The organism is Pseudoalteromonas sp. A41-2 (genome assembly GCF_015767615.1).
Taxonomy (GTDB): Bacteria; Pseudomonadota; Gammaproteobacteria; order Enterobacterales; family Alteromonadaceae; genus Pseudoalteromonas; species Pseudoalteromonas lipolytica.
This window is the reverse complement of sequence record NZ_CP065231.1, coordinates 2,795,708-2,817,881: the sequence shown is the minus strand read 5'-3', so window position 1 is coordinate 2,817,881 and position 22,174 is coordinate 2,795,708. Positions and strand designations below refer to the sequence as shown.

Annotated in this window: 20 protein-coding genes; 8 read left to right on the top strand and 12 right to left on the bottom strand. The window is 41.8% G+C overall.

Annotated elements, in window-relative coordinates:
* Nucleotide 1 precedes the first annotated feature (1 nt).
* Nucleotides 2-385: a DUF3192 domain-containing protein gene (locus IT970_RS12700; RefSeq protein ID WP_036966020.1), complete on the bottom strand. Its 384-nt coding sequence runs from the start codon at nucleotides 383-385 to the stop codon at nucleotides 2-4.
* A gap of 160 nt (nucleotides 386-545) precedes the next feature.
* A complete protein-coding gene (locus tag IT970_RS12695) occupies nucleotides 546-1,490 on the bottom strand; it encodes a D-2-hydroxyacid dehydrogenase (protein ID WP_036966023.1) in 945 nt (314 codons plus the stop codon).
* 92 nt (nucleotides 1,491-1,582) lie between these two features.
* Between IT970_RS12695 and zntR the strand changes: the two genes are divergently transcribed.
* From zntR to IT970_RS12675, 4 genes are all read left to right on the top strand, one after another.
* Nucleotides 1,583-1,996, top strand: a complete 414-nt coding sequence (gene zntR, locus IT970_RS12690; RefSeq protein ID WP_083202809.1) for a Zn(2+)-responsive transcriptional regulator — start codon at nucleotides 1,583-1,585, stop codon at nucleotides 1,994-1,996.
* Nucleotides 1,980-3,266, top strand: a complete 1,287-nt coding sequence (locus IT970_RS12685; RefSeq protein WP_196857390.1) for an SO_0444 family Cu/Zn efflux transporter — start codon at nucleotides 1,980-1,982, stop codon at nucleotides 3,264-3,266. The genes zntR and IT970_RS12685 overlap by 17 nt, the downstream gene beginning before the upstream one ends.
* Before the next feature lie 153 nt (nucleotides 3,267-3,419).
* The gene (locus IT970_RS12680) at nucleotides 3,420-4,550 is read left to right on the top strand and encodes a 1-acyl-sn-glycerol-3-phosphate acyltransferase (protein ID WP_074988933.1); all 1,131 of its coding nucleotides are present in this window, start codon (nucleotides 3,420-3,422) and stop codon (nucleotides 4,548-4,550) included.
* A 162-nt stretch (nucleotides 4,551-4,712) separates the two neighbouring features.
* Nucleotides 4,713-4,958 (top strand): DUF1289 domain-containing protein, encoded by a 246-nt coding sequence (locus IT970_RS12675; protein WP_036966031.1) that lies wholly within the window; start codon nucleotides 4,713-4,715, stop codon nucleotides 4,956-4,958.
* On the opposite strand, the gene IT970_RS12670 is transcribed toward IT970_RS12675, so the two are convergent.
* Nucleotides 4,955-5,656, bottom strand: a complete 702-nt coding sequence (locus tag IT970_RS12670; protein ID WP_231387282.1) for a transporter substrate-binding domain-containing protein — start codon at nucleotides 5,654-5,656, stop codon at nucleotides 4,955-4,957. The genes IT970_RS12675 and IT970_RS12670 overlap by 4 nt on opposite strands.
* 134 nt (nucleotides 5,657-5,790) lie before the next feature.
* Here IT970_RS12670 and IT970_RS12665 point away from each other — a divergent pair, with 134 nt between their 5' ends.
* Genes IT970_RS12665 through IT970_RS12655 form a run of 3 tightly spaced genes read left to right on the top strand, consistent with a single transcriptional unit; the run spans nucleotide 5,791 to nucleotide 10,940 of the window.
* Nucleotides 5,791-5,991, top strand: coding sequence for a DUF3283 family protein (locus tag IT970_RS12665; RefSeq protein WP_036966037.1), 201 nt, complete (start codon nucleotides 5,791-5,793; stop codon nucleotides 5,989-5,991).
* A gap of 2 nt (nucleotides 5,992-5,993) precedes the next feature.
* Nucleotides 5,994-6,419 (top strand): GNAT family N-acetyltransferase, encoded by a 426-nt coding sequence (locus IT970_RS12660; RefSeq protein WP_118844608.1) that lies wholly within the window; start codon nucleotides 5,994-5,996, stop codon nucleotides 6,417-6,419.
* A gap of 15 nt (nucleotides 6,420-6,434) precedes the next feature.
* Nucleotides 6,435-10,940, top strand: a complete 4,506-nt coding sequence (locus tag IT970_RS12655) for an EAL domain-containing protein (protein WP_118844607.1) — start codon at nucleotides 6,435-6,437, stop codon at nucleotides 10,938-10,940.
* Nucleotides 10,941-10,975: 35 nt separating this feature from the next.
* Here IT970_RS12655 and IT970_RS12650 read toward each other — a convergent pair whose 3' ends face one another.
* Both IT970_RS12650 and IT970_RS12645 read right to left on the bottom strand, forming a co-directional pair.
* Complete coding sequence (locus tag IT970_RS12650; protein ID WP_036966045.1) at nucleotides 10,976-11,923, bottom strand: ion transporter; 948 nt, start codon at nucleotides 11,921-11,923, stop codon at nucleotides 10,976-10,978.
* A 15-nt stretch (nucleotides 11,924-11,938) separates the two neighbouring features.
* Nucleotides 11,939-14,608 carry a bifunctional acetate--CoA ligase family protein/GNAT family N-acetyltransferase gene (locus IT970_RS12645; protein WP_074988931.1) on the bottom strand — a complete coding sequence of 890 codons (2,670 nt, stop codon included), beginning with the start codon at nucleotides 14,606-14,608 and terminating at the stop codon, nucleotides 11,939-11,941.
* A gap of 146 nt (nucleotides 14,609-14,754) precedes the next feature.
* Between IT970_RS12645 and IT970_RS12640 the strand changes: the two genes are divergently transcribed.
* Nucleotides 14,755-15,471: an SIMPL domain-containing protein gene (locus tag IT970_RS12640; RefSeq protein ID WP_036966051.1), complete on the top strand. Its 717-nt coding sequence runs from the start codon at nucleotides 14,755-14,757 to the stop codon at nucleotides 15,469-15,471.
* Here the strand turns inward: IT970_RS12640 and IT970_RS12635 are convergent.
* The 7 genes from IT970_RS12635 to IT970_RS12605 form a co-directional block, all read right to left on the bottom strand.
* The gene (locus tag IT970_RS12635) at nucleotides 15,460-16,716 is read right to left on the bottom strand and encodes a lipopolysaccharide biosynthesis protein (RefSeq protein WP_180311075.1); all 1,257 of its coding nucleotides are present in this window, start codon (nucleotides 16,714-16,716) and stop codon (nucleotides 15,460-15,462) included. The genes IT970_RS12640 and IT970_RS12635 overlap by 12 nt on opposite strands.
* Before the next feature lies 1 nt (nucleotide 16,717).
* Complete coding sequence (locus IT970_RS12630; protein ID WP_036966057.1) at nucleotides 16,718-17,404, bottom strand: hypothetical protein; 687 nt, start codon at nucleotides 17,402-17,404, stop codon at nucleotides 16,718-16,720.
* Between the two features lie 99 nt (nucleotides 17,405-17,503).
* Nucleotides 17,504-19,339 carry a DUF885 domain-containing protein gene (locus tag IT970_RS12625; protein WP_036966060.1) on the bottom strand — a complete coding sequence of 612 codons (1,836 nt, stop codon included), beginning with the start codon at nucleotides 19,337-19,339 and terminating at the stop codon, nucleotides 17,504-17,506.
* A 43-nt stretch (nucleotides 19,340-19,382) separates the two neighbouring features.
* Entirely contained in the window at nucleotides 19,383-20,519 is a 1,137-nt protein-coding gene (gene hemW, locus IT970_RS12620; RefSeq protein ID WP_036966064.1) for a radical SAM family heme chaperone HemW, read from the bottom strand.
* Entirely contained in the window at nucleotides 20,516-21,115 is a 600-nt protein-coding gene (locus IT970_RS12615) for an XTP/dITP diphosphatase (protein ID WP_065979689.1), read from the bottom strand. The genes hemW and IT970_RS12615 overlap by 4 nt, the downstream gene beginning before the upstream one ends.
* Nucleotides 21,116-21,122: 7 nt before the next feature.
* Nucleotides 21,123-21,563 (bottom strand): DUF4426 domain-containing protein, encoded by a 441-nt coding sequence (locus tag IT970_RS12610; RefSeq protein ID WP_065979690.1) that lies wholly within the window; start codon nucleotides 21,561-21,563, stop codon nucleotides 21,123-21,125.
* Between the two features lie 56 nt (nucleotides 21,564-21,619).
* Complete coding sequence (locus IT970_RS12605; RefSeq protein WP_036966072.1) at nucleotides 21,620-22,153, bottom strand: YggT family protein; 534 nt, start codon at nucleotides 22,151-22,153, stop codon at nucleotides 21,620-21,622.
* Nucleotides 22,154-22,174 lie beyond the last annotated feature (21 nt).

Genomic DNA, 22,174 nt, shown 5'->3' with positions numbered 1-22,174 from the left:
ATTAGCCATTGCTCAGTGATTTATAAATGGTATCACCAACGCCAATTAGCTTATCGTTTTTAAATACCAGTGGTGTGCACTCATCTTTTGTCATTTTACCATCAGAGTGAATGCTATGAGTGGCATAAAACAATACTTGGTAAACATCGTCACCTTGTTTTAGTAATTCAGTGAAGTTAGGCGTGTGAAGTTTATTAAGTACCACTTGGTAGTTAGTATCAAGCGCAAGAGTCGAAATGATTTCGCGGTTATTTTTGTGCTGCTTTTGCCAGCTCGTCGATGAATCACCTGCCCAATGTGTTTCAGCTTCACCATCAGATACTGCAATGACACAGCCAGTTAAAAATGGTGCAGTAAGCGCTGCAATTAAAAGTGCTTTTTTCATTTTTTTATCCCTAGAATTTAATGTTTACGTTGCTCTTAATTAGCAATCAGCTTGCCACATTTTAAAAAGTAAATTAAATCAAGTGATTAGCTTTTAATTGGTCAATTGGCTAGGAGCTTTTTTGCAAACCAATTCGCTCAATTGACCAAAAAATTGCAATTTAGACCAACCTATTGCGCTCATTTCCTTGGTTAAATGCTTTGATATTTAACGCGATTTCTTTCACTAAGCGAATAATAGACTCTTTACTTGCCCAGGCAATGTGCGGCGTAAGTAATAAATTGTCGCCAGTGTATCGGGCAAGTGGGTTATCTGCCTCGGCGGGTTCTTTACTGAGTACATCAACACCCGCGCCAGCAATCACATTATTAGCAAGCGCAGATGCTAAGTCAGCCTCATTAATAATCCCCCCACGGGCAGTATTAATAAGGATGGCAGAGGGTTTCATCATGTTCAGCTCATGAGCCGCAATTTGATCGCGAGTTTCTTCTGTTAACGGGCAGTGAACACTGATTATATCAGCCGTTTTTAATGCTTGCTCAAAACTAACGCGACCTTCACGCGGTGTATGTCCTTTACGTTCACTGATAATTACATGGGCACCAAATGCGGTTGCAACTTCAGCAACCGCTTTGCCCAACGAGCCGTAGCCAATAATTGCTAAGGTTTTCCCCGCAATTTCATTAAAGCTGTAATCTAAGCGACAAAACATCGGACTCTGCTGCCATAAACCTTGCTGGCAATCACGAATGTACTTGTGTGTGTTACCAAGCAGATTGGTGATCAATGTAAACGTGTGTTGAACCACTGAAGGTGTTGAATATCCAGCCACATTGGTCACGGCGATGTTATGGGCTTTTGCTGCTGGTAAATCAATATTATTGGTGCCAGTTGCAGCAACGCAAATTAATTTTAAATGAGGTAACTGCGCCATTGCTTGTTGATTTATAACTACTTTATTCGTTACTACAACATCAGCGTCTTGGCAGCGTTCAATTAATTCGTGTTGATTAGTTAGGTTATAGCAAGTGAGTGAACCTAATTGTGCCAGCTCATCTAACGAAGTGTCTGCTAATGTGGCGGCATCAAGGACGACGATATTCATATACTTTCCTTATTAATTTTTGCTTGACCTTAGGGTGTACTCCAAGGTTTATAGTGAGCATAATAAATAAACGCTTCACAATGGAGACAGTGATGAAAATAGGTGAGTTTGCCCGTCAATTAGGCGTCTCAACAGATACGTTAAGGTACTACGAAAAACATGGTTTGTTAACGCCAAGTTCGCGTTCTGAGGTGGGATATCGGTTTTACTCTGATGCAGATTACAAGCAAATGTCGTTCATTTTGCGGGCAAAAAACGTTGGTTTTAGTCTGTCTGAAATAAAAGAGTTATTGCAAATTAAGTTTCATAAAAATCAGCATTCATGTCATGAGGTTAAAGCAATGACATTACAAAAACGTGATTTAGTGGCCGCACGCATTGCTGAACTCACGCGTTTTTATGACTCTCTTTCATTATTAGCAGATAAATGTTGTGGTGGTGAAGAGCCTGCTGAGAACTGCTCGATACTGACGACACTGGAGGATATTGATGGACTTACTCAATAATTTTTGGCAGTTATTCTTATTATCTGCCCCATGGCTAATGTTAGGTTTATTGATTGCTGGTTTATTAAATGTGTATTTACCGGCCAATTTTCTCAATCGTCACTTAGGAAAAGAGGGGCTTTGGACAACCATTAAGGCTGCTTTTATTGGTGCGCCTATGCCATTGTGTTCGTGTGGTGTTATTCCAGCAGCAATTGGGCTTAGAAGAGCGGGAGCATCGAAAAGCGCGACGACGGCATTCTTAGTTTCAACACCCGAAACGGGCGTTGATTCAGTGTCAGTCTCGTATGTTTTATTGGGGCCATTTATGGCCATTATACGCCCAATCGCAGCGGTGTGCAGTGCGATAGCTGCGGGTGTCTTGGTTGGGAAAGACCATGAAATTCATTCACAGCATAAGCATCAAGCCGCCACTGCAGATGATAATAGTGCAGGCTGTTGCAGCAGTAATTCCGCAGCTGAAGTTAAAAAAGAGCCGAGCTGTTGCAGCAGTAATACCGCAGCTGAAGTTAAAAAAGAGTCGAGCTGTTGCAGCAGCAATACTTCGGCTGAAGTTAAAAAAGAGCCGAGCTGTTGCAGCAGTAATGCTTCGGCTGAAATTAAAAAAGAGCCGAGCGGCTTTAGCACTGAAGATTCTGCATCGATAAAAACAGACCGTTGCTGTAAAAGCGAAAAGCCCAGTCTTTCGATAGAGAGCCGTGTTGCTAAATTTAAACGCGCAATTCGTTTTAGCTGCAATAAACTGTTAGAAGACACTATGGTGTGGCTGGTGATTGGTCTCTTTTTCGCGGCGCTAGTGCAAACGTATGTTCCTGAGTCTTATTTAAGTCAATGGGGAAGCGGTATTTTTGCGATGCTGGTGGTGATACTGATTAGTATACCAATGTACATTTGTGCGACTGCCTCGACCCCGATAGCAGCAGGGTTACTGTTAAGTGGCGTATCCCCAGGTGCGGTATTGGTGTTTATGCTTGCAGGTCCTGCGACGAATATCGCCACCTTGGGAGTGGTGGGAAAGGAGTTAGGTAAACGTGCGGTGTTTGCTTATTTAACTGGGGTAATCGGAATGGCTTTACTGTTTGGCTTTTTAACGGATTACTTAGTGGATGAATTTGGCTTTGTAGTGGCTCCCATGATGGGCACTGAACATGAGGTTCTACCGCATTGGTTAAGCCTTGCTTCGGGTATCATTTTGGCTATTTTAATGCTGAGATTAGTGCTCAAAATGGCATTAAAAAAGTTCGTTGATACTGGTAAGAGCATTGCCTAATTAATTGTTGTAAAAATAAAAATTTTATCAATATAGGGAAATATTTAGGTTAACTATCGCGTCTCGGTTCGCATTTAAAATTGCCTGAGTTATAATCCGCCAACTATTTAAACGGTACGCCATGCGTGCCGTTTTTTAACTTAAGCAGTTTTTATGAGTGAATGTGTGGATAAATACGCCGATATTAGACCTTACAATGATGACGAAGTCGCTGATTCAGTCGCCCGATTAATTGCTGATAATGCCTTTGTGGATGTTATCGCCAAGTATAATCTGCCGCGCTTTTTATCTTATTTTCCATTTATAACTCGCCCATTAGTGCGCCAGCAATTAAGAAAAAAGTGGGGAAATACGCAATCAGTTGAGCAAGTTCAACAAGAGGTGGCTAGCTATTTAAATAAACTGATCACCCGTACCACATCTGAAGTGACATTTTCGGGTCTAGATAAACTGGATCCAAAACAAGCGTATTTGTTCATTTCAAATCACCGCGATATTGTCTTGGATCCTGCGTTAGTTAACTGGGGTTTGTTTAAACACAACATGCCGACAGTGCGCATCGCCATTGGTGATAATTTGCTGCAAATTCCGTATATCACTGAGTTAATGCGCTTAAATAAAAGCTTTATAGTGAAACGTTCAGCAAAAGCACCCAAAGAAATGCTCAAAGCGTTATCACAACTCTCAGCCTATATTTATGATTCATTGTCAGAGGGTCATTCAATTTGGATTGCACAAAAAGAAGGGCGTGCAAAAGATGGTTTTGATCAAACGGATCCTGCACTGCTTAAAATGTTGCAGCTACAAGGTCGTAAACAGAAAAAAGAATTTGCTGATTACGTTCGCGAATTAAAAATAGTGCCAGTCTCTATCTCGTATCAATATGAACCGTGTGCGATTGCGAAAGCGAAAGAGCTTTATCACAAACAGCATCACGGCCAATATGTAAAGCAACAAGGTGAAGACATTGCCAGCATTGTTGAGGGCTTTAGCACAGCAAAAGGGCATGTACATTTAGCGTTTGGTGAGCCAATTGAATCTGGCTGCGAGTCACCAGAAGAGCTTGCAAAAACGATTGACCAGCAAATTGTTGATTCGTTTTTCTTACACCCAGGTAACTATATTGCGGGGGGGTGTAAGCAGGCCGTGATTGATAAAAAAGATGCTGAAGCGTTTAATGCGCGTTTAGCTAAAGTACCTGAAGAGTTAAAGCCACTGGTTTTAGCAATGTACGCGAAACCTTTTCATCGCAAAGCAGAACTTTCTACGAGCGAATCAGATTAAATAATCTAAAGTTGATAGAATGCGTTCGCATTTAAATCAATGTGCTAATTACTTTTTTAAGCAATGTTTTGATTCGTTAAATGAGCCACTTTTTGAAGTGGCTTTTTTTATGATTAATTTTCGGGCTATACTTCTAAGATGATTAATTAACTGGCAATTGTGATGCAACAAATTGAAATATTTGAGATCCCAAGCCCTTGCAAAGGGATTTGTCAGGTTAATAATCGGGGCTATTGTAAAGGCTGTTATCGCAGTCGCGATGAACGGTTTTACTGGAATCAGCTGAGTAATGCTGAAAAACGCAAAGTAATCAGCTTATGTCAGCAGCGTTATAAGCGTTATTTACAGAAAAAACAGTTGGCAGAAAATAACCAACCGACACCTGAACAAGGCGGATTTGATTTTTAAAACTCGGTGAGATTGTATTTCGTTTTTAGCGTGCGCACCGTGCCATCGGCTTCAAGCTTTTTAAGAATATTTGTCAGTTGCGGAATAAGTGCTGCGTGGCGTTTATGCACAAAGTGAAAGCTTTGCATCGACATTAAAATCTCTTTATTAAAAGCCGCTTGGTTAAAGTCAGGGTGTTTTGTAGAGAGTAAAAAGTCTAATAAAATGGTGCCTTCAACGCGTTTTTGAGTCAATAAATTCAATTGAGCCGTGACGTTTCTTACCTTTATCACATCACCTTTAATGGGATTTTCTTCTATGTAGCTCTGTGCTGCGGGATAACTTGACTGAATAGCGAGTGACTTAATATCACGATAATTGCATTGCTTGCAGTTTTTTAATAACACAAGGTTAAATTCGAACAGGGGAAAGTCGACCTTTAATAAATTTGGATAATCGCGGGTAACAAAATCAATACGCCCTAACTGTCCATCAAGCACACCTTGGTTTGCAGCTGCTAACGAACCTTGATGATTAAAATCAATAACGTGAAGCTCATAACCTATCTCTTTATAAGCGGTACTCAATAAGTCAATCACATAACGTGCTTGCGGTGTGTCGGCTGGGCGATTAAAAATTAAAATATGAGAATTTGCGCTGCTAGGAAAGCAAAAAAACAGCAGAATAATGGTCAAACTAGGTATCAGAAATTTTGGCAACGTGCGTTCCTTGCGAGCATGTATTCGGCGTTAATTTACTGTTATGTGTTTCCAAAATCAAGGTTTAAAATAGGCGATTAATTTGAAGCAACTTTGTTATACTTCATAAATCAATACACTGTTGCTGAGAAAGTATGAGCTTTAATTTATGTAAATTGCCTCGAGAGCAAAAATATCAAATTCAATTAGACTACGAAGCCTCTTTTTGGGCCTACCAGATTAAACGTGGAAAAAATACCCGCGAAGGGGTGTATACAGCAATTAATAATCGTCCTATGTCAGAGCAAGCCTTTTTAAAACAACAGTTTGAGCATTACTTATCCTTAATGAGTTAATCATGACGGAGCTGAAATTTTGTTTGCTTGACGCAATCAAAACCCCGTTGGTAAATAAGTTTTACGATAAACACAATGCGCGGGGGCGTGCCACTAAAGCTGATCAAGTGTGGGTGGCGTACCATGGTTTGGATATCGTTGCGGCATGTCGGGTTCAAAATAAAGCGGGCTTTTTATTTTTATCAACTCTGTATGTTGATGCTGTATGGCGAGGTAAAAAAGTAGCCTCACAGTTACTCACCACGCTTATTGCTGAACAAAAAGGGACAGTTTTTACCTTTGCCTATGAAAATCTGATTGATTTCTATCTAGTAAATGGGTTTAACTATACATTAACATTACCCAATTCTTTGCAATCGTTGTTTGAGGTATATGCGCATCGTAATATCGTCGCGATGCACTTTACGTGTGACACCGCGCCAAGTTAGTAATTTGGAACGTCAATGACTAAGTTCTTTTCTTTATCAGCTCTGCTCATTATTGTGATCTGTGGTTTGTTTAGTCATTCCAGTTTTGCGCAAGTGAAACGCTTGTCAACCAGCGAAGGGTTGTCGCAAAGTTATGTCAATACGATGCTTATCGATAACAGTGGCTATTTATGGTTATCCACTGAGGGCGGTTTAAATCGTTATGATGGCTATGAGGTTGTGCATATCAAAGGCCCTAATGGAGAGCTTGAAGACGCCATCATTGACCGCATTTATCAAGACCCCCAAGGTTATATTTGGATAGCATCTTTGCAAGCAGGGCTATTCCGTTATGATCCGAGTACCGACAGCTACCAACAATTTATTGCAAAGCCCACCACCGAAGAGCAAATTTTTATAGAATCTGTGTTTAGTATGGTTGCGGTTGATGACAAAACGCTCTGGCTAGGCCGAGGCTGGGATTTTGCAAAACTCGACTTAGAAACGAAGCAAGTCACGTCTATTTTTGAAATACCCGATCGTGTAAAAAGCAGCGTTATTCGTGAGTTGTATCCTTATCAAGGTTACATATTTATGGGCACGAGTAATGGGGCGTTTGTTTATGAAATCGCATCGGGCCACGTAAGAAAGCTTGAGCATCTAAGCCAAGCGCCAACACACATGTATCAAAACTATGTGAAGTCGTTTGCCGTAATAGATGAGCATACTTTGTTGGTCGGGGCTGTTCGGGGTTTATACGAAGTCGATATTAGCAACTTACCAGAGATGTTTAATACGCCTGAGGTTCAGTTTAAAAATAAGACCCTAATTAGCGACTTAAATATTTGGGAAATTATTCCACAAAATTCAACGATTACCTTGGGAACCGATAAAGGCTTATTTAACTTTACCCGGGCAACCGGCGACTTGGTTAAAAGTACACGCTTAAAAGACAACGGTTACACCCTTGCTGATACAAGTATCATTGATATCGTAAAAGATCGCTCCGGAGGCATGTGGTTAGCCACCAAGAACGATGGCGCTTTTTATCTCTCGTATGATAATTATAACTTTGTAAATGTGGTGGCCAATTCGATTAAGGGTGACGGCTTATCGCATCATTCAATTTGGGGTATTGCAGAGTTTCAGGGCAGGCTGTGGCTTGCTACCCACAATGGTCTAACGGCTGTTGACTTAGACACGTATGAAAGCGAAGTCTTTTTAAAAGACTACCAAATAGATTTAATCACGACCGAATTCACTGTTTACCAAATAATGCCTTATAAAGCGCAACTTTGGTTGCACACGAATCGGGGAATTTTTAGCTTTAATCCAAAGACGGGTGAAGTAACTCCCGTTAAAACGGCAGACCCTAAGCAGCAAGAACTCATTAACGATTGGGTGCATGGGGTTCTATTAATGCCGTCGGGCGATTTGTATTACGTTCACCCCGATTTCGGTATGTTTGTTTACAATATTGATAGCCAAGAGGTGACACGTTTAGGCGGTAAATTTGATGAATTTGAACCTTTCTTAGCCTATGGGTTCTTGCCGGCCTTATCAAGCAAGCCCGATGCACCGTTATTTTATAATGCGGGGATCTTATATCAGGTTGATCCTCACAGTTATGAACTGACCACCATTTATACGGTGCCTGAGCAGCATGAAAATGTTGCTGTGAATGTGATGTCTTACATTATTGATAACAATAATGTCTTGTGGTTATCGTTATCGAATTTTGGCTTGATTGGTCTAGATGCCACAACGTACGAGCATATCTACACCATTGATCTTGAAAAAAATAAGCTAGGCACTTTATTGTACGATATGGTGCTTGATGAAGCCGGAATGATTTGGATGAGTAGTCATAAAGGGCTGTGGCGACTCAACCCCGATAATATGCACTTTCAACAGTTTACTGGTTCAGAGGGGCTTTTTTCTACCGAGTTTAATAGTGGCGCATTTACCAAATTAAAGTCTGGGCAAATTGTTTATGGCACCCTTAAAGGCTTTACCTATTTTTACCCGATGGATAACCACTATCAGCAAGCTTTGATTGATCACGTTAATATCACCAACTTGGATTTAATGTCTCGTGACTTACCTGCTGAGCTTAAACAGCCAATAGACAGTGTGGTACTTGAGCATGATGACATCGGTCTCGAGGTTGCTTTCTCAGCCATGGCGTTCAATTACCAAGAGCGTGTTATTTATGAGTATCAACTTGGCGATGGGCAAAAAACCTACACGCGAAATAATAACCGTGTTCTTTTTCCAAAATTAAGTGCAGGCAAGTACCACCTTAAAGTGTGGGCAAAAGACCCCTTAACGGGAGATTTAACCCCGCCGGCAACATTAAACATCGAAGTAAAATACCCACCATGGCGTGCGCCACATTTTATTTTGCTTTACCTTATATTAGCGGCGCTACTTGTAGCTGCTTGGCTCTTTAGACGTAATCGTATGCAGCAAATTTTGCTTGCCGCACACAAAGAAAGTAAAGAAAGTGAGGCGCGACTAAAACTTGCATTAGAGGGAAGTCATTCTGGTGTTTGGGATTGGTCGTCGCAAAGCCCGATTATTTATCAGCCTAGGCTGAAAAATGAACTGGGCTATGACAGTGACAGTGTTAATCTAGATGACTATTTGGCAAAGATTCACCCACATGATAAACAAACCTTTCGCTTAGAGTGGCTGGAGTTTTTATCTACTCAAAAAGGCTATTTTAACTGCACGTATCGTTTACGACACGCCGATGGTCAATGGCGTTGGTATAAAGATTTCGGCAAGGTGGTTGAATGGCAAGACAACACGCCTGAGAAAGTGGCTGGCACCTACACGAATATGACCCGAGAACTGGTATTTGAAGAAAACGCCCGTTTATTTGGTGCGGCGTTTGAACAAACCCGAGACTGGGTGTTTATTATGGATAAAAACTTGCGTATTCGTGCTACTAATCAGTCGTTCCAAAGTGCCTTTGGCTTTCCTGCTGATCCGCGTTCGAGTCGTTCTTTAACTCTCGGGTTGTCTATTCCGGCACGTATTCACTATTTACGAGTAATGCAAAAACTGCAATCAGGTGAACACTTTTCAGCAGAAGATGTTGTTGAAGTTGCCAACGGCGAAAAGCGTCAAGTGCTCATTAAAATAAGTGCTGTTGCGGGGAGTAATCGTCAACTCGACAGTTATGTGATTATTGTCACTGATATCAGCGCGCAAAAGCTGGCTGAGAATGAACTGCACTTATTAGCCAATTACGACACGCTCACCGGATTGCCGAACAAAACATTATTCAGTGACCGTGTAAGCCATGCTATCGAGCAAGCTGATTACCATCAAACGAAAGCAGCCTTGTTAAATGTAAATATTAAGCGATTTAAATACTTTAATGATTCATTGGGTCACGAAGAGTCTGATGAGCTTATCAAGCGAGTTGCAAAGCGATTGAAACAAGTGCTGCGCCCGCAAGATAGTTTGGCAAGGTTTGAAGGTGATGAGTTTGTGATCCTCGCTGAAGATCTCAAACAGGTCGATGAGCTATTATCGCTATGCGCGAAAGTTATGGATTGTGTTGAAAGCCATATTGAGCTTAATCAACAAGCGGTAAAAGTGAACTTAAGTGTTGGGGTTGCTGTGTATCCCGACGACGCCCTCGATACAAAAGCGCTGTTAAAAGCGGCGAATGTTGCCCTCTACCATGCTAAGCGGTCTGTGGAGGGACGTTATCAGTTCTATAAGCAAGAGATGAATTTACAAGTGCAGCGGACTCTGCATTTAGAGTCACAATTAAGCAAAGCGTATCAAGAGCATGAATTTTGTAATTACTATCAACCCATTGTTAGTTCAAAAACACGTCAAGTTGTAGGGTTAGAGGTGTTATTACGCTGGCCTAGTAATGACGATTATCAGCCTGAAGACTTTGCCAATGCTGCTGAAAGCTCAGGGCTTATCACCAAAATTATGCTGCAAACTTTATCGCGTGCATTAATCGAGTTACGACAATGGCGCGTGTCGCACCCCGATTTATATATCTCTATTAACTTATCGGCATTTGATTTTGAAAGTACTCATTTAGTCGAAAATATTCATCAAGCTTTAACACTCAGCCATGTACCCGCCAGTGCTGTTGTATTCGAAATTACTGAATCAGTGATGATGCGAGATTCAGAGAAAGCCCAATTAAGCATGAATAAATTAAAAGCATTAGGCTGTAAAATTTATATGGATGACTTTGGCACGGGCTACGCTTCTCTAACGTATTTAAAACGGTTCCCGGTTGATGTTTTAAAAATAGATAAAAGCTTTGTGCACGATATCGGGGTTGATAAAGATGACGAAGCTATTATTAATTCAACACTCACATTGGCGAAAAGCCTAGGCAAGGAGTGTGTTGCTGAAGGGGTTGAAAATACCACCCAGCTTCGCTTCTTACACGCTCGTGGTTGTGAATACTTACAAGGTTATTTGTTTAGTAAAGCTGTTCCGGGGGATGAAGTAAGCCCCTTGTTAAATGCGCAGTGGCATGCAGAATTTGATGACTAAAACAGATAAAGCCGCGGGCTTTATCTGTTTTACTGTTAATCTTGGCGTTTACCGCAGTGACGGCAATAAAGATTACTGTGACGATTTTTAAGTTCGTTATGAATCGCCTTGTTTGCTTCTTGCTTACTTAAACCGAGCTTGTAACGCAGATTCTCAAGGTGTTCTTCTTGAATCGCTGATAAATGACCATCTTCCATCGCTTCATGCACCGCATCAGTAAACAACAAACGGCGCTTACGAAGTTGCTCAGAAAAGCTGGATGCTAATAAACCGGTAGGAATTGCCACCATTCCCATACTGACTAAGGTAATGGCACCCCCAAATAATCGTCCAAGCGGAGTAACAGGCACCACATCCCCATAACCTACAGTCGTCAGAGTGACCATGGCCCACCACATAGCCGATGGAATAGAGCCAAACTTGTCGGGTTGCACATCGTGCTCAATTAAATAAATTCCGCATGATGCAATGATCAGCACAACCGCCATAATGAAAAAAGCGGCAAGCAAAGAGCTACTTTCATCGCGAAATGACTGTAACAACAGCTGCATAGCTCGAGAATAGCGGGTGAGTTTAAAGATACGCATTAAACGTAATACCCGCAAAAAGCGCAAATCAACACTGACGAAAACCATTAGCAAGGTCGGTAAAATGGCAATAAGGTCGATGAGTGCTAAGGGAGAAAAAAAGTATTTAATACGAATTTTTGAGTTGGTTAGCGGGCTCTCTTTGTGGGCACTTTTATCGACACATGACCAAAGGCGCAAAATGTATTCGAGCGTAAAAATACCGACAGAAATAAGCTCGAGCATTAAAAACTCATGCTTATACTGTTTAGCGAGGTGACTTACAGACTCTAAAACAATGGCCACCACATTGATCATGATAAGTGACATTAAGAACACATCGAGTGCTCGTCCTAGGCGTCGGTACTTGCCGTTTCCTTCAAAAACACGGGCGGTATAAGTTCTTAAGCGATGCAACGTTCTAATCCGTTTTTAAGTTAAATTTAACAGCATATTGATGCTGCCTTCTTCAAAGTCGCGGGTAATTTTAAAGCCCAGTTTACGCGCAAGTTCGATCATGCCGGTGTTTTCGGGTAATGTTATTCCGGCAATGCGTTTAACCCCTTGGCTTTTGCAATGTTCAATAGCGGCATTCATGAGTATAGTGCCAAGCCCTAAACCTTGACAGTCAGAGCGTACCACAATTGCAAATTCGGCTTCTTGTTTATCAGGATCCATTAATACGCGAGACACGCCTAGCGTGCATGCAGAGCCATTTTGCTCTTGGCTAACAATGAACGCCATTTCACGGTCGTAATCAATTTGTGTCATTTTTGCCAGTTGGTCGTGATTAAACTGTGGCAGTTCGCCAAAAAAGCGTTTGTAGCGATCTTCTTTTGTTAACGATTGATCAAACTCAAGGTGCGCCTGTTCATCTTCGGGTTTTATTGGTCTAAGTTGAGCTTGAGTATTGTTTTTTAAAGTTACTTCTTTGACCAACTCAATGGGATAAGGGCGTATACACAAGCGCTTGCGGTTTGCTTTTGCTTTGTAGCGGCTTAAGCTTATTGTGGCATCAAGAACTAAAAATTGCCCGTTGCTAGCAAGGATAGGGTTGAGCTCTACGCTGGTAATATCAGGCTGGTCTATTACCAATTGTGAGATACGAGTGAGTAGGGCACATAAACGGTATTTATCGACTTTTTCCGGTAATACGCGGTCTTTTAACACGCCTTTGTCGTGGGCTGCTGCAATTAAATATTTCGCAAGATTCATATTAAGAGGAGGAAGCGCGACCGCCGCTTGCCCAAACTCAAGGCCTGTGCCTGCTTCGCCAAGTAAAATAACAGGGCCAAAGTTTGGCTCTGTTTTAATGGCGATACGCAGTTCATTTGCGCCGGCGCGGGGGGCCATTTTTTGCAGTGAAAATCCTTCTATATGCGCATCAGGATAGGTGTTTTTAATTCTAAGCAGCATCGCAAAGGCGGTTTGCTCTACTTCTTGTGCATCGTTTAAGTTAAGTACCACACCGCCTACTTCTGATTTAGACGGAATACTGGGGCTAATTAGTTTTAACGCCACTGGAAAACCAAGCTCAATGGCTTGTTCTTTCGCCTCTGTAGGCGTGTAAGCAACTTCGGTTTGAATACAGTCAATACCATAGTGGGTTAAAATTTGGCTTGCCTGATGTGTTGATAAGTAGCTTTGCTCATCGAGCAGAAACTCATTGACCAACGCCTTGGCAGCTTCTTTATTTATTTTCGCATCATCTGTATTTGATTCGGGTGTCTGTGTTAAATGTTTTTGATTTCGACGATAACTTACTAAGTGCATAAATGCCCCCACCGCGCCTTCAGGAGTACGGTACGTAGGAATCGCATTATTGGCACACACTCGACGCGCAGCGTAAGCAGCATCTTCTCCCATAAAATTGGTCATCACATAAGGGCGCGCCATTTTGGGAATTTTTTGCAGTGTTTCAACAATAATTTCAGCGTAATCTTCGCTAGGGGCAAGGGCCGAAGGAGTATGAATAATCAAAAGATTTTTAACTTCTTTTGCTTGCAGCAATATCTCTAGAGCTTGTTGATAACGTTTAGGTGCTGAATCGCCAAAAATATCCACTGGGTTTGAGGTCATCTCTGATTGTGGAATAACTTTATTAAGCGCTGCGCGTGTTTCATCGCTAAGCTCTGCTAACTTACCTGAACTTTGTAATAAGGTATCAACGGCCATCACACCAGGCCCACCGCCATTGGTGAGAATAGTGAGTTGCTCAACTTTTAGAAGTTTTGGGTGCATTGCCAGCGTTTGTGTGGCTGCAAATAGCTCCCGCAAATCGTTAACGCGAAGCATCCCCGCACGTTGAAAGAGTGCATCATACACAGCATCTGAACTTTGTGTTCCACCGGTGTGGATTTCGGCGGCCAGTGCCCCTGCGCTAGTTTTACCTGTTTTTATGGCAATAACAGGTTTGCTGAATGCTGCAGCACGGGCTGCTGAAATAAAATTGCGAATATCTTCAATGTTATCAATATATAAAAGAATGGCTTTGGTTTTAGCATCACGGCCTAAAAAGTCGAGCAGCTCATCAAAGTCAATATCCAGACAGTCACCAACAGAGACAAAATACGAAAAGCCAATTTCTTTGTTTTTAGCCCAATCAAGTATGGTTGAACACACCGCGGCTGATTGCGAAACAAAAGCGAGCTTACCTGGGCTTGCAATTGTGTGCGAAAAGCTTGCATTTAAGCCAATATGCGGAATTAATAAGCCAAGGCAATTAGGCCCAAGTAAAGATACATTTGCCGTTAAAGCGGCTTCTTTTAGAGCCAGCTTTTGCTCAGGGTTAAGCCCCGCAGCAATCACCACCGCGTGTTTACAGCCTATTTCACCCAGCTCATTAATAATATTTATTAAGGTATTTTTGTTAGTACAAATAACAGCAAGGTCTGGTATTTTTGGTAACTCGGCAATACTTGGGTAGGCAAGTACACCATGCACCGCCGTGTGATTTAGACTCACGGGCATGATTGGACCTTTAAAGCCTCCTTGCAAAAGGTTACGCATTACCACAAAACCGGCTCGGTTAGGGGAATTAGAGGCGCCAATAACAGCGACTGACGTTGGATTAAAGAATTGGCTAATGCGTTTAACGCTCATGCTGTGTCCTTTGCTTGCGCATTGTTGTAAACATTTCAGGGTCTGTTAAGTTTATATACATAAGATAACCCTTTTATACATATAAGATAACCTGTTTACTGTGACTTTTCGAGTCGAAAACAGTGACCTATATCAAGGAGAAAGGCATGAGTAAAGCACAGCCATTTAATATTGTTATTGCTGCTGTGGCATTGGCAATAGGTTTACTGGGACTTGGCTTTATATTGAAAAGTGCGGCACTTGATGTCAAAGCAATGGAGCGCACCGTCAATGTTAAAGGGCTTGCTGAAATGGAAGTGGCTGCAGACACCGTAATTTGGCCATTACAATTTTCAGATGCCGATAATAACCTAGAGAAGCTTGTTGCACGCATTGAGAATAAAAATGATGCGGTGGTGGCATTTTTAAAATTACACGGCTTTAATGACGAAGAAATTAGCAATGGCAGCCAATCAATTATTGATAAACAAGCCCGAGAGTATGGGGGAGAAAATCAGCAATTTCGCTACATTGCTCGCTCAAATGTGATTGTATATTCTAGCGATATTGAAAAAGTTCAGCATGCTTTGGGCCAAGTTAGTCAATTAGCCAAGCAGGGCATTGCCGTGGTACAAGATAATTACGAAACACGCATTCAATATTTGTTTAATGGTTTAAACGAAATTAAACCAAAAATGGTCCAAGAAGCGACCGAGAAAGCACGTGAAGTCGCCATGAAATTTGCCAAAGACTCACAGTCTAAATTGGGCAAAATAAAAACGGCGCATCAAGGCCAGTTTTCGATTAATGATAGAGATTCAAACACACCACAACTTAAAAAAGTACGCGTGGTGACCAGTATTGAATATTATTTATCTGACTAAGCCAAATACAACAGCAAGAGGCAGTCGCATGTGAGTGCACACTATCACCATGCGACTCAGTGCACCTAATATAAACCCGCCACTAAATGCGATGGCAACTCCCAGCAAACCCCACTGATCTTTTAAAATGAATGCCATTAAAATTGTCACGCTGGTCGCCGCTAATAATACGTATAAATTAATCAGCGGATTGCCTTTTAATTTTATAAGACTGCTTGCGAGTATGCGTGCAGGCAGAAAAAGTTGCCCGAGTAACATGAGCATAAGCACCCAAAAACCTTGTTGTAATTGTGTTTCGCCATACAGGCTCAGCAGTGGCTTTGCTAATAGTGCTAGGATAATGATTGCGCCAAAATTAAATCGCCACAGTACACTCATTAATTCACTAACGGCTTTTGAATTATCGTTTTCGGCCATTAATATCGGTTTTAAATACTGGTTGGCGGCATTGCCTAAAATAGTCAGCAAGCCTGCAATCACAACCGCAGGAAAAAACACACTCACGCCCTGCGCGCCAAACCAATGATGAACAAGAAGCACATCGAGCTTGGCAACCAGCACTGTGCCAGCACCGCTTGCTAACATGATTAAGGAATCTTTACACCACTGTTTCGTTTGATAGTGTGCGATACGTGGTTCAATTATGCCTTTGATGAGCCAGTATTGATAACACACTACGCAGAGCATACTGCAAAACAACAACACACAAATACTGACTAGTGATAATTCGCCATAGCTAAAATAAAGCAAAAGACATAAAAGCGCGCTGAGCAGTTCAAAAATGCATTGCTGGGTGATAAGGCCGATTTTAGGTTTATTTAAAGCCACTAAAAAAGCAGACTGACTTTGCATAATGGCACCAATCGGGACTAGTAGCAGTAAATAAATAACGTGTTCTTTGGCACTTTGATGCGGTGAAATTGCTTGAAAGCTAATAACGATAGAGGCCACAAAAAGCACTCCAAAAATAGCCGACGCAGCTAAATAAACATGCCTTAAACCACGTAATAAGTCATGTTGTTGGTGTGTGTATAGCGGGTAGCTAATGCGCATTAATGATGAGGAAAAACCCATACTGGCTGGCAGTAGAAGAATTTCACACAGCGCTAATAAAGCAGCAAAAGTACCAAATTCATCAGTGGTAAGTAACCGTGCCAAGCACAAGGTAAGAATGATACGGCTGCCATGGTTAAGGGCCGTAAAACTACTTAAAGACAAAAAGCCTTTGACGACATCTTTGTTCATATTACGACTGTTTAAGTGCCGTGATTAATTGACTCGTTGATACTTGTAAATAGGCTGCACACAGCAAAACTTTACAGTCTGCATTTGTTGGCAAATGCGGCGCGTAAAACGCTTTTAGTTGAGAGATTAATGCATTTACGGCGGAAGGACTGTGGCGTTGGTCAACTTCCATCATGGCCAGCAGAGCTGAAAACTCATGCTTTGCCAGCATCTGGGTATTTTTATTACACGCGATAAAGCAGCCAATTGGCGTTAACTGATCATGGTTTAGGGTTGTTAGAGCATCAGCTAAACTTTCGTTACTTTCAAAGAGCATGAGTGAGCGCAGGTAGTTAAATGGTAGCGCGTCTGCTCTACATTGACTAAAAAGGTGATGTAACAGGGTATTGCCTTGCTGATCGGTGATACTAAACGCGTTTTGAAATTTCAGACCGGGTGTGAAAAAGCTAAGCTTATCAATATCATCTATAAAGCTCACCGCTTCGCGAGGCAAAGGGCTTGCCTCAAGTAAGTGCGCTGCAACATTTTGTAAAAACAGGTATTTTACTTCACTACTGCACGCTAGTTGATAGAGGTGTTGTAATTGCGCTGCCTGCAAAACCCCCGATAAACGTTGGTAATCGCTAAGCAGTTCTTTTAATTGATGATGCTGAAGTCGGCTGTTCAATTGATCAATAGCGCTTTGCATGAAAATACTCGTTTTTTATTATTTATACATTTATAGCTCAACGACTTGTTTAAATAAATAAAAAAGGCCGCTGAGCGGCCTTTTTAAAGTCTATTTAGTTTAAGCAGCTTGTTTTTTTGCAACCCACTGGTCAACAAATTTCTCAAGTACATTTAATGGTACTGCACCATTTTTAAGTACAACATCGTGGAACTCACGAATATCGAATTTATCACCCAGCTGTTCTTTTGCAGCTTCACGCAGCTCTAATATCTTTAACATACCCACTTTGTAAGCGGTTGCTTGAGACGGCATTACAATGTGACGCTCCACCATTTTAACGCCATCAGACGTTGCGTTTGGTGTGTTATTAACGTAATAGTCAATACCCTGTTGGCGTGTCCATTTCATCGCATGGATACCGGTATCAACAACTAAGCGACACGCACGCCATAATTCCATTGCAAGGCGACCGAAGTCTGAATATGGGTCTTCATATAAGCCCATTTCTTTTGGTACTAGCTCAGAGTATAAGCCCCAGCCTTCAACATACGCAGTGTAACCACCAAACTTACGGAACTTAGGCACGCCTTCAAGTTCTTGTGCGATGGCGATTTGCATGTGGTGGCCCGGAATACCTTCGTGATAAGCAAGTGCTTCCATTTGGTAAGTTGGCATTGCTTCCATATCGTAAAGGTTTGCGTAGTAAATACCTGGGCGAGAGCCATCTGGCGCAGGTTGTTGATAGAACGCTTTACCTGCTGCTTTTTCGCGGAATGCTTCAACAGCTTTTACTTTTAAATCGGCTTTTGGTTTAACAATGAAAAGCTCATCTAAGCGAGATTTCATGTTATCAATGAGGGCTGTCGCTTCATCAAGGTAGCGCTGTTTACCTTCAGCTGTATTTGGGTAGTAGAACTGCTTATCAGTTTTCATGAATTGCATGAATGCTTTTAAGTCACCGTCAAAGCCTACTTTTTCTTTAATCGCGCGCATTTCGTCGTGAATACGTGCAACCTCAGCTAAACCAATTGAGTGGATTTCTTTTGCTGTTAAATCGGTTGTTGTTGTGCGTGCAAGGGCATTGTTGTAGAACGTTTCACCATCTGGGAATTTCCACGCACCATCACGCTCGTCAGCGCGTTTTTCTAACTGCGCTAAATAGTTAATTAGCTTCGTGTAAGAAGGCTTAACAGCCGCTTTTAGTGCTTTTTCTGCATCGTTGATAAGCGCTGATTTTTCGCTTTCACTAATCTCTAATGCGGCAACTTTACGTTTAAAGTCAGCTAAAAGAGTTGAGTCTTCACCTGTATCAAATGGTGCACCATGTAGAATGTTCTTGCTTGAATCAATGACATGTGGGAATACAAATTTAGGTGCGATGATACCTTTATCAGCACGCACGTCGAGGTCTTTGATTAGCTGATCAATAACCATCGTTACGCCGTTTAAGCGAGAGATATACGCTTTCGCATCTGAGACATCAGCAATTTGATGTTGGTTAATTAAAAATGCAGGGATCATCGAATGAACACCAAACATTTGATTTACAGGGTAGTTGTAATGACGCCATTTAAAATCTGCAATTTCATTTTCAAGTGCTTGTTTTTTTAGGTCGTAGCTTACTTTTGTCGCGTCATCTAATAGTTCGCGGTTAATTGCTTTTAAAGCGACAAGATCAGCTTTGGTTTGCTCAAAGTCTGCAAGAACGCGTTCTTCGCTACCATCATCCCATTTATCGTAATCTTTTTTGATACCCATGTATGTTTGATAAACAGGGCTTTTCATTACATCACGGTTAAACGTGTCTTCAAAAAACGCATTCGCTTTATCGATTTCACTTTGTACAGGTTGGGTTTGTACAGTGGGCGCTGGGGTTGGTTGTTCTTGCATTTGTTGGCAACCGCCAAGTAATGCAACACTTACCGCTGCAGCGATGAAGGTCAGTTTACGCATTATCGTTCCTTTCTTGTTAGAAATTTAATTATTAATAGAATTCTTAAACGAACAATTCTAGCAGGTCATTTAAAAAGCGCTGGCCTTTTGCACTGACTTGCCAATTGTTTTTATTATCTGTTAGTAAGCCTTTTTTAATTGCTTCGTTCAAGGCTTGTTCTTGGCTTTGCAGTGACAAATTTGTAAGCAAAGATAAATCACCTTTTGGGCAAGGCTCAACTAAACGAAAACGATTCATAAAAAATTCAAACGCTAAATCATCGTCAGCAACCTGCCATTGTTCGTACAAATAAGGCTTTGCGAGATCCATATAACCACGCGGATGTTTTACTTTTACTGTACGCGTGATGATCTTCGTATTTGCGTCAGTCACCTTACCATGGGCCCCACAGCCAATACCGAGATAATCGCCAAATCGCCAATAATTTAAGTTATGTTGACATTGGTAGCCGGGTTTCGCATAGCCAGAAATCTCGTATTGCTGATAACCTGCATCTGCAAGGAGTGCTTGTCCCTGTTCTTGAATATCCCACAATATATCGTCGTGCGGTAACGTGGGGGGTTTTGAGGCAAACTGAGTATTAGGTTCAATTGTTAATTGATACCACGAAATATGCGGGGGATTTAATGCGATGATTTTTTCAAGGTCACTAAGTGCATCTTCAAGAGATTGCCCTGGTAAACCATGCATTAAATCTAAATTAAAACTGTTGAGCCCAGCTTGGTGTGCTTGTTTTGCTGCATAGCTTGCTTCATCCGCGCCATGTATACGACCGAGGGCTTTCAGCTTGTCGTTCTGCATGCTTTGCACACCAATCGAAATTCGGTTTATGCCAGCCGCGACGTACTCTTTAAAGCGGCCTGTTTCTACAGTGCCTGGGTTGGCCTCTAAAGTGATTTCGCAGTTTTCACTCAGGCCAATTAATCTATCGACCTCGCCAAGTAAGCGGGTGTATGCCTCACCTGTGAGTAAACTTGGCGTGCCGCCACCTATAAAAATACTGTGGATTTTACGCCCTTGTACTAAATGTAAATCCGCTTTTAAGTCATCAATTAGGTGTTGAACATACTCTTTCTCGGGGATCGTACCTTTTTGACCATGGCTGTTAAAGTCGCAGTACGGACACTTTTGCACGCACCACGGTACGTGCACATATAAACTTAACGGGGGTAAACTCACAGGCCGCCTTTTTGCTGCAATTGCGCAAGTAGTTGCTTAAGTGCTTGGCCGCGGTGGCTCAGGGCATTTTTTTGCTCTTTTGTCAGCTGTGCGCTGGTGCATTGTTCTGAAGGCACATAAAAGATGGGGTCATAACCAAAACCGCCTTGGCCATCTTGGCTGTGCGTGATTTCACCTTCCCAGCTCGCACTGCAAATAAGCGGTGTCGGGTCATCAGCATGGCGCATTAAAACCAGAACACACCAAAAACGAGCGCTACGTACAGGGTTATCAGCCAGCTCGCTTAAAAGTTTATCAATGTTGTCTTGGTCACTGGCATTTTCGCCAGCAAAACGTGCAGAATAAACACCTGGTGCGCCATGTAAGCCATCGACTTCGAGGCCAGAATCATCTGCAATTGCAGGCAGCCCAGTAATCTTTGCTGCATGACGCGCTTTTATTATCGCATTTTCAACAAATGTAGTGCCTGTTTCTGGCACGTCAGGAACCTGAAAATCGCTTTGCGGAACCACATTAATGTTAAGCGGGCTAAGCATGCTCGCCAGCTCTTTTACTTTGCCAGGGTTACCCGTGGCTAAAACTAAAGTGTTGTTCATAGGGGCATTAATCTACGTAAAATTTTTGCTGAAATGTCAGTGTTTGTACTTTGCCGTTTTTATTAATCTCGATATTAAAACGGTAAATTTCTTCATTGCTGTAGTCGATTTGTGCAAGGTAATAAATCGCATCGCCTTCAACAACTTCTTTAAATTCAAGTTGTTTACTATTGCCGAGTAGGTTACGTGCCGTGCCTGTTAGTGTGGCAGTTTGCGCCGTTTTATCGCTGTTTTTTAGCACCGAAATATTAATAATTCCTTTGCTTGGGCTGCGCACTAAATCGTAGTTTTTGGCAATGTCGGGTTGTATAAAGGTTGAAGGAAAAGCGATGTAATGTACTTCAAATGGACCAAGTATTTTATATTGTGCGCCGGCTTGTTGTTCAGCCTTCGCTGCTGTTGTGAATAAACTGAGGGCAAGTAAGGTAAAAAGAATAATCTGTTTCATGGTATTTCTCACTTAATAAAAGAGGCCTTACGGCCTCTAAATTAGATACTCAATGTTTAGCCAATCAAATCAATTAATAAAAATTGTAAGAACTGCAAGGCAATGATCAGTACTAAAATTGACAAGTCTAAACCACCCAGTGGTGGTATAACTTTACGAATAGGGCGTAACATAGGTTCAGTTAGCTGGTGGAAAACCGCTTCAATAGGGTTGTAGCCTTGGCTTACCCAGCTTAATAAAGCACGAATAATTAACACCCAAAATAGTAAGTTTAACCCTTCTTTTATTACCGTGATTAACGCAGTCACAAAGACAGGCGCGGCAGCCCAACCACCATAAAACAGTAAAAAGACGGCACTAAGCTTTGCCACTGCGACTAAATACGCAAGGACTAACGACGCGATGTCAAAGCCACCCAACCCTGGAATGATTTTACGTAATGGGTTTACTGCAAACGATGTAGCTTTTACCACAAACTGGCTAATTGGATTATAAAAGTCAGCTTTTGCCGCTTGTAACCAAAAGCGTAAAAGGACCACCATTAAAAAGAGATCAAAAATAATCTCAACGAGGAATTGCATGGCTTGCATAGTTTTACCTTCAACAAAGTA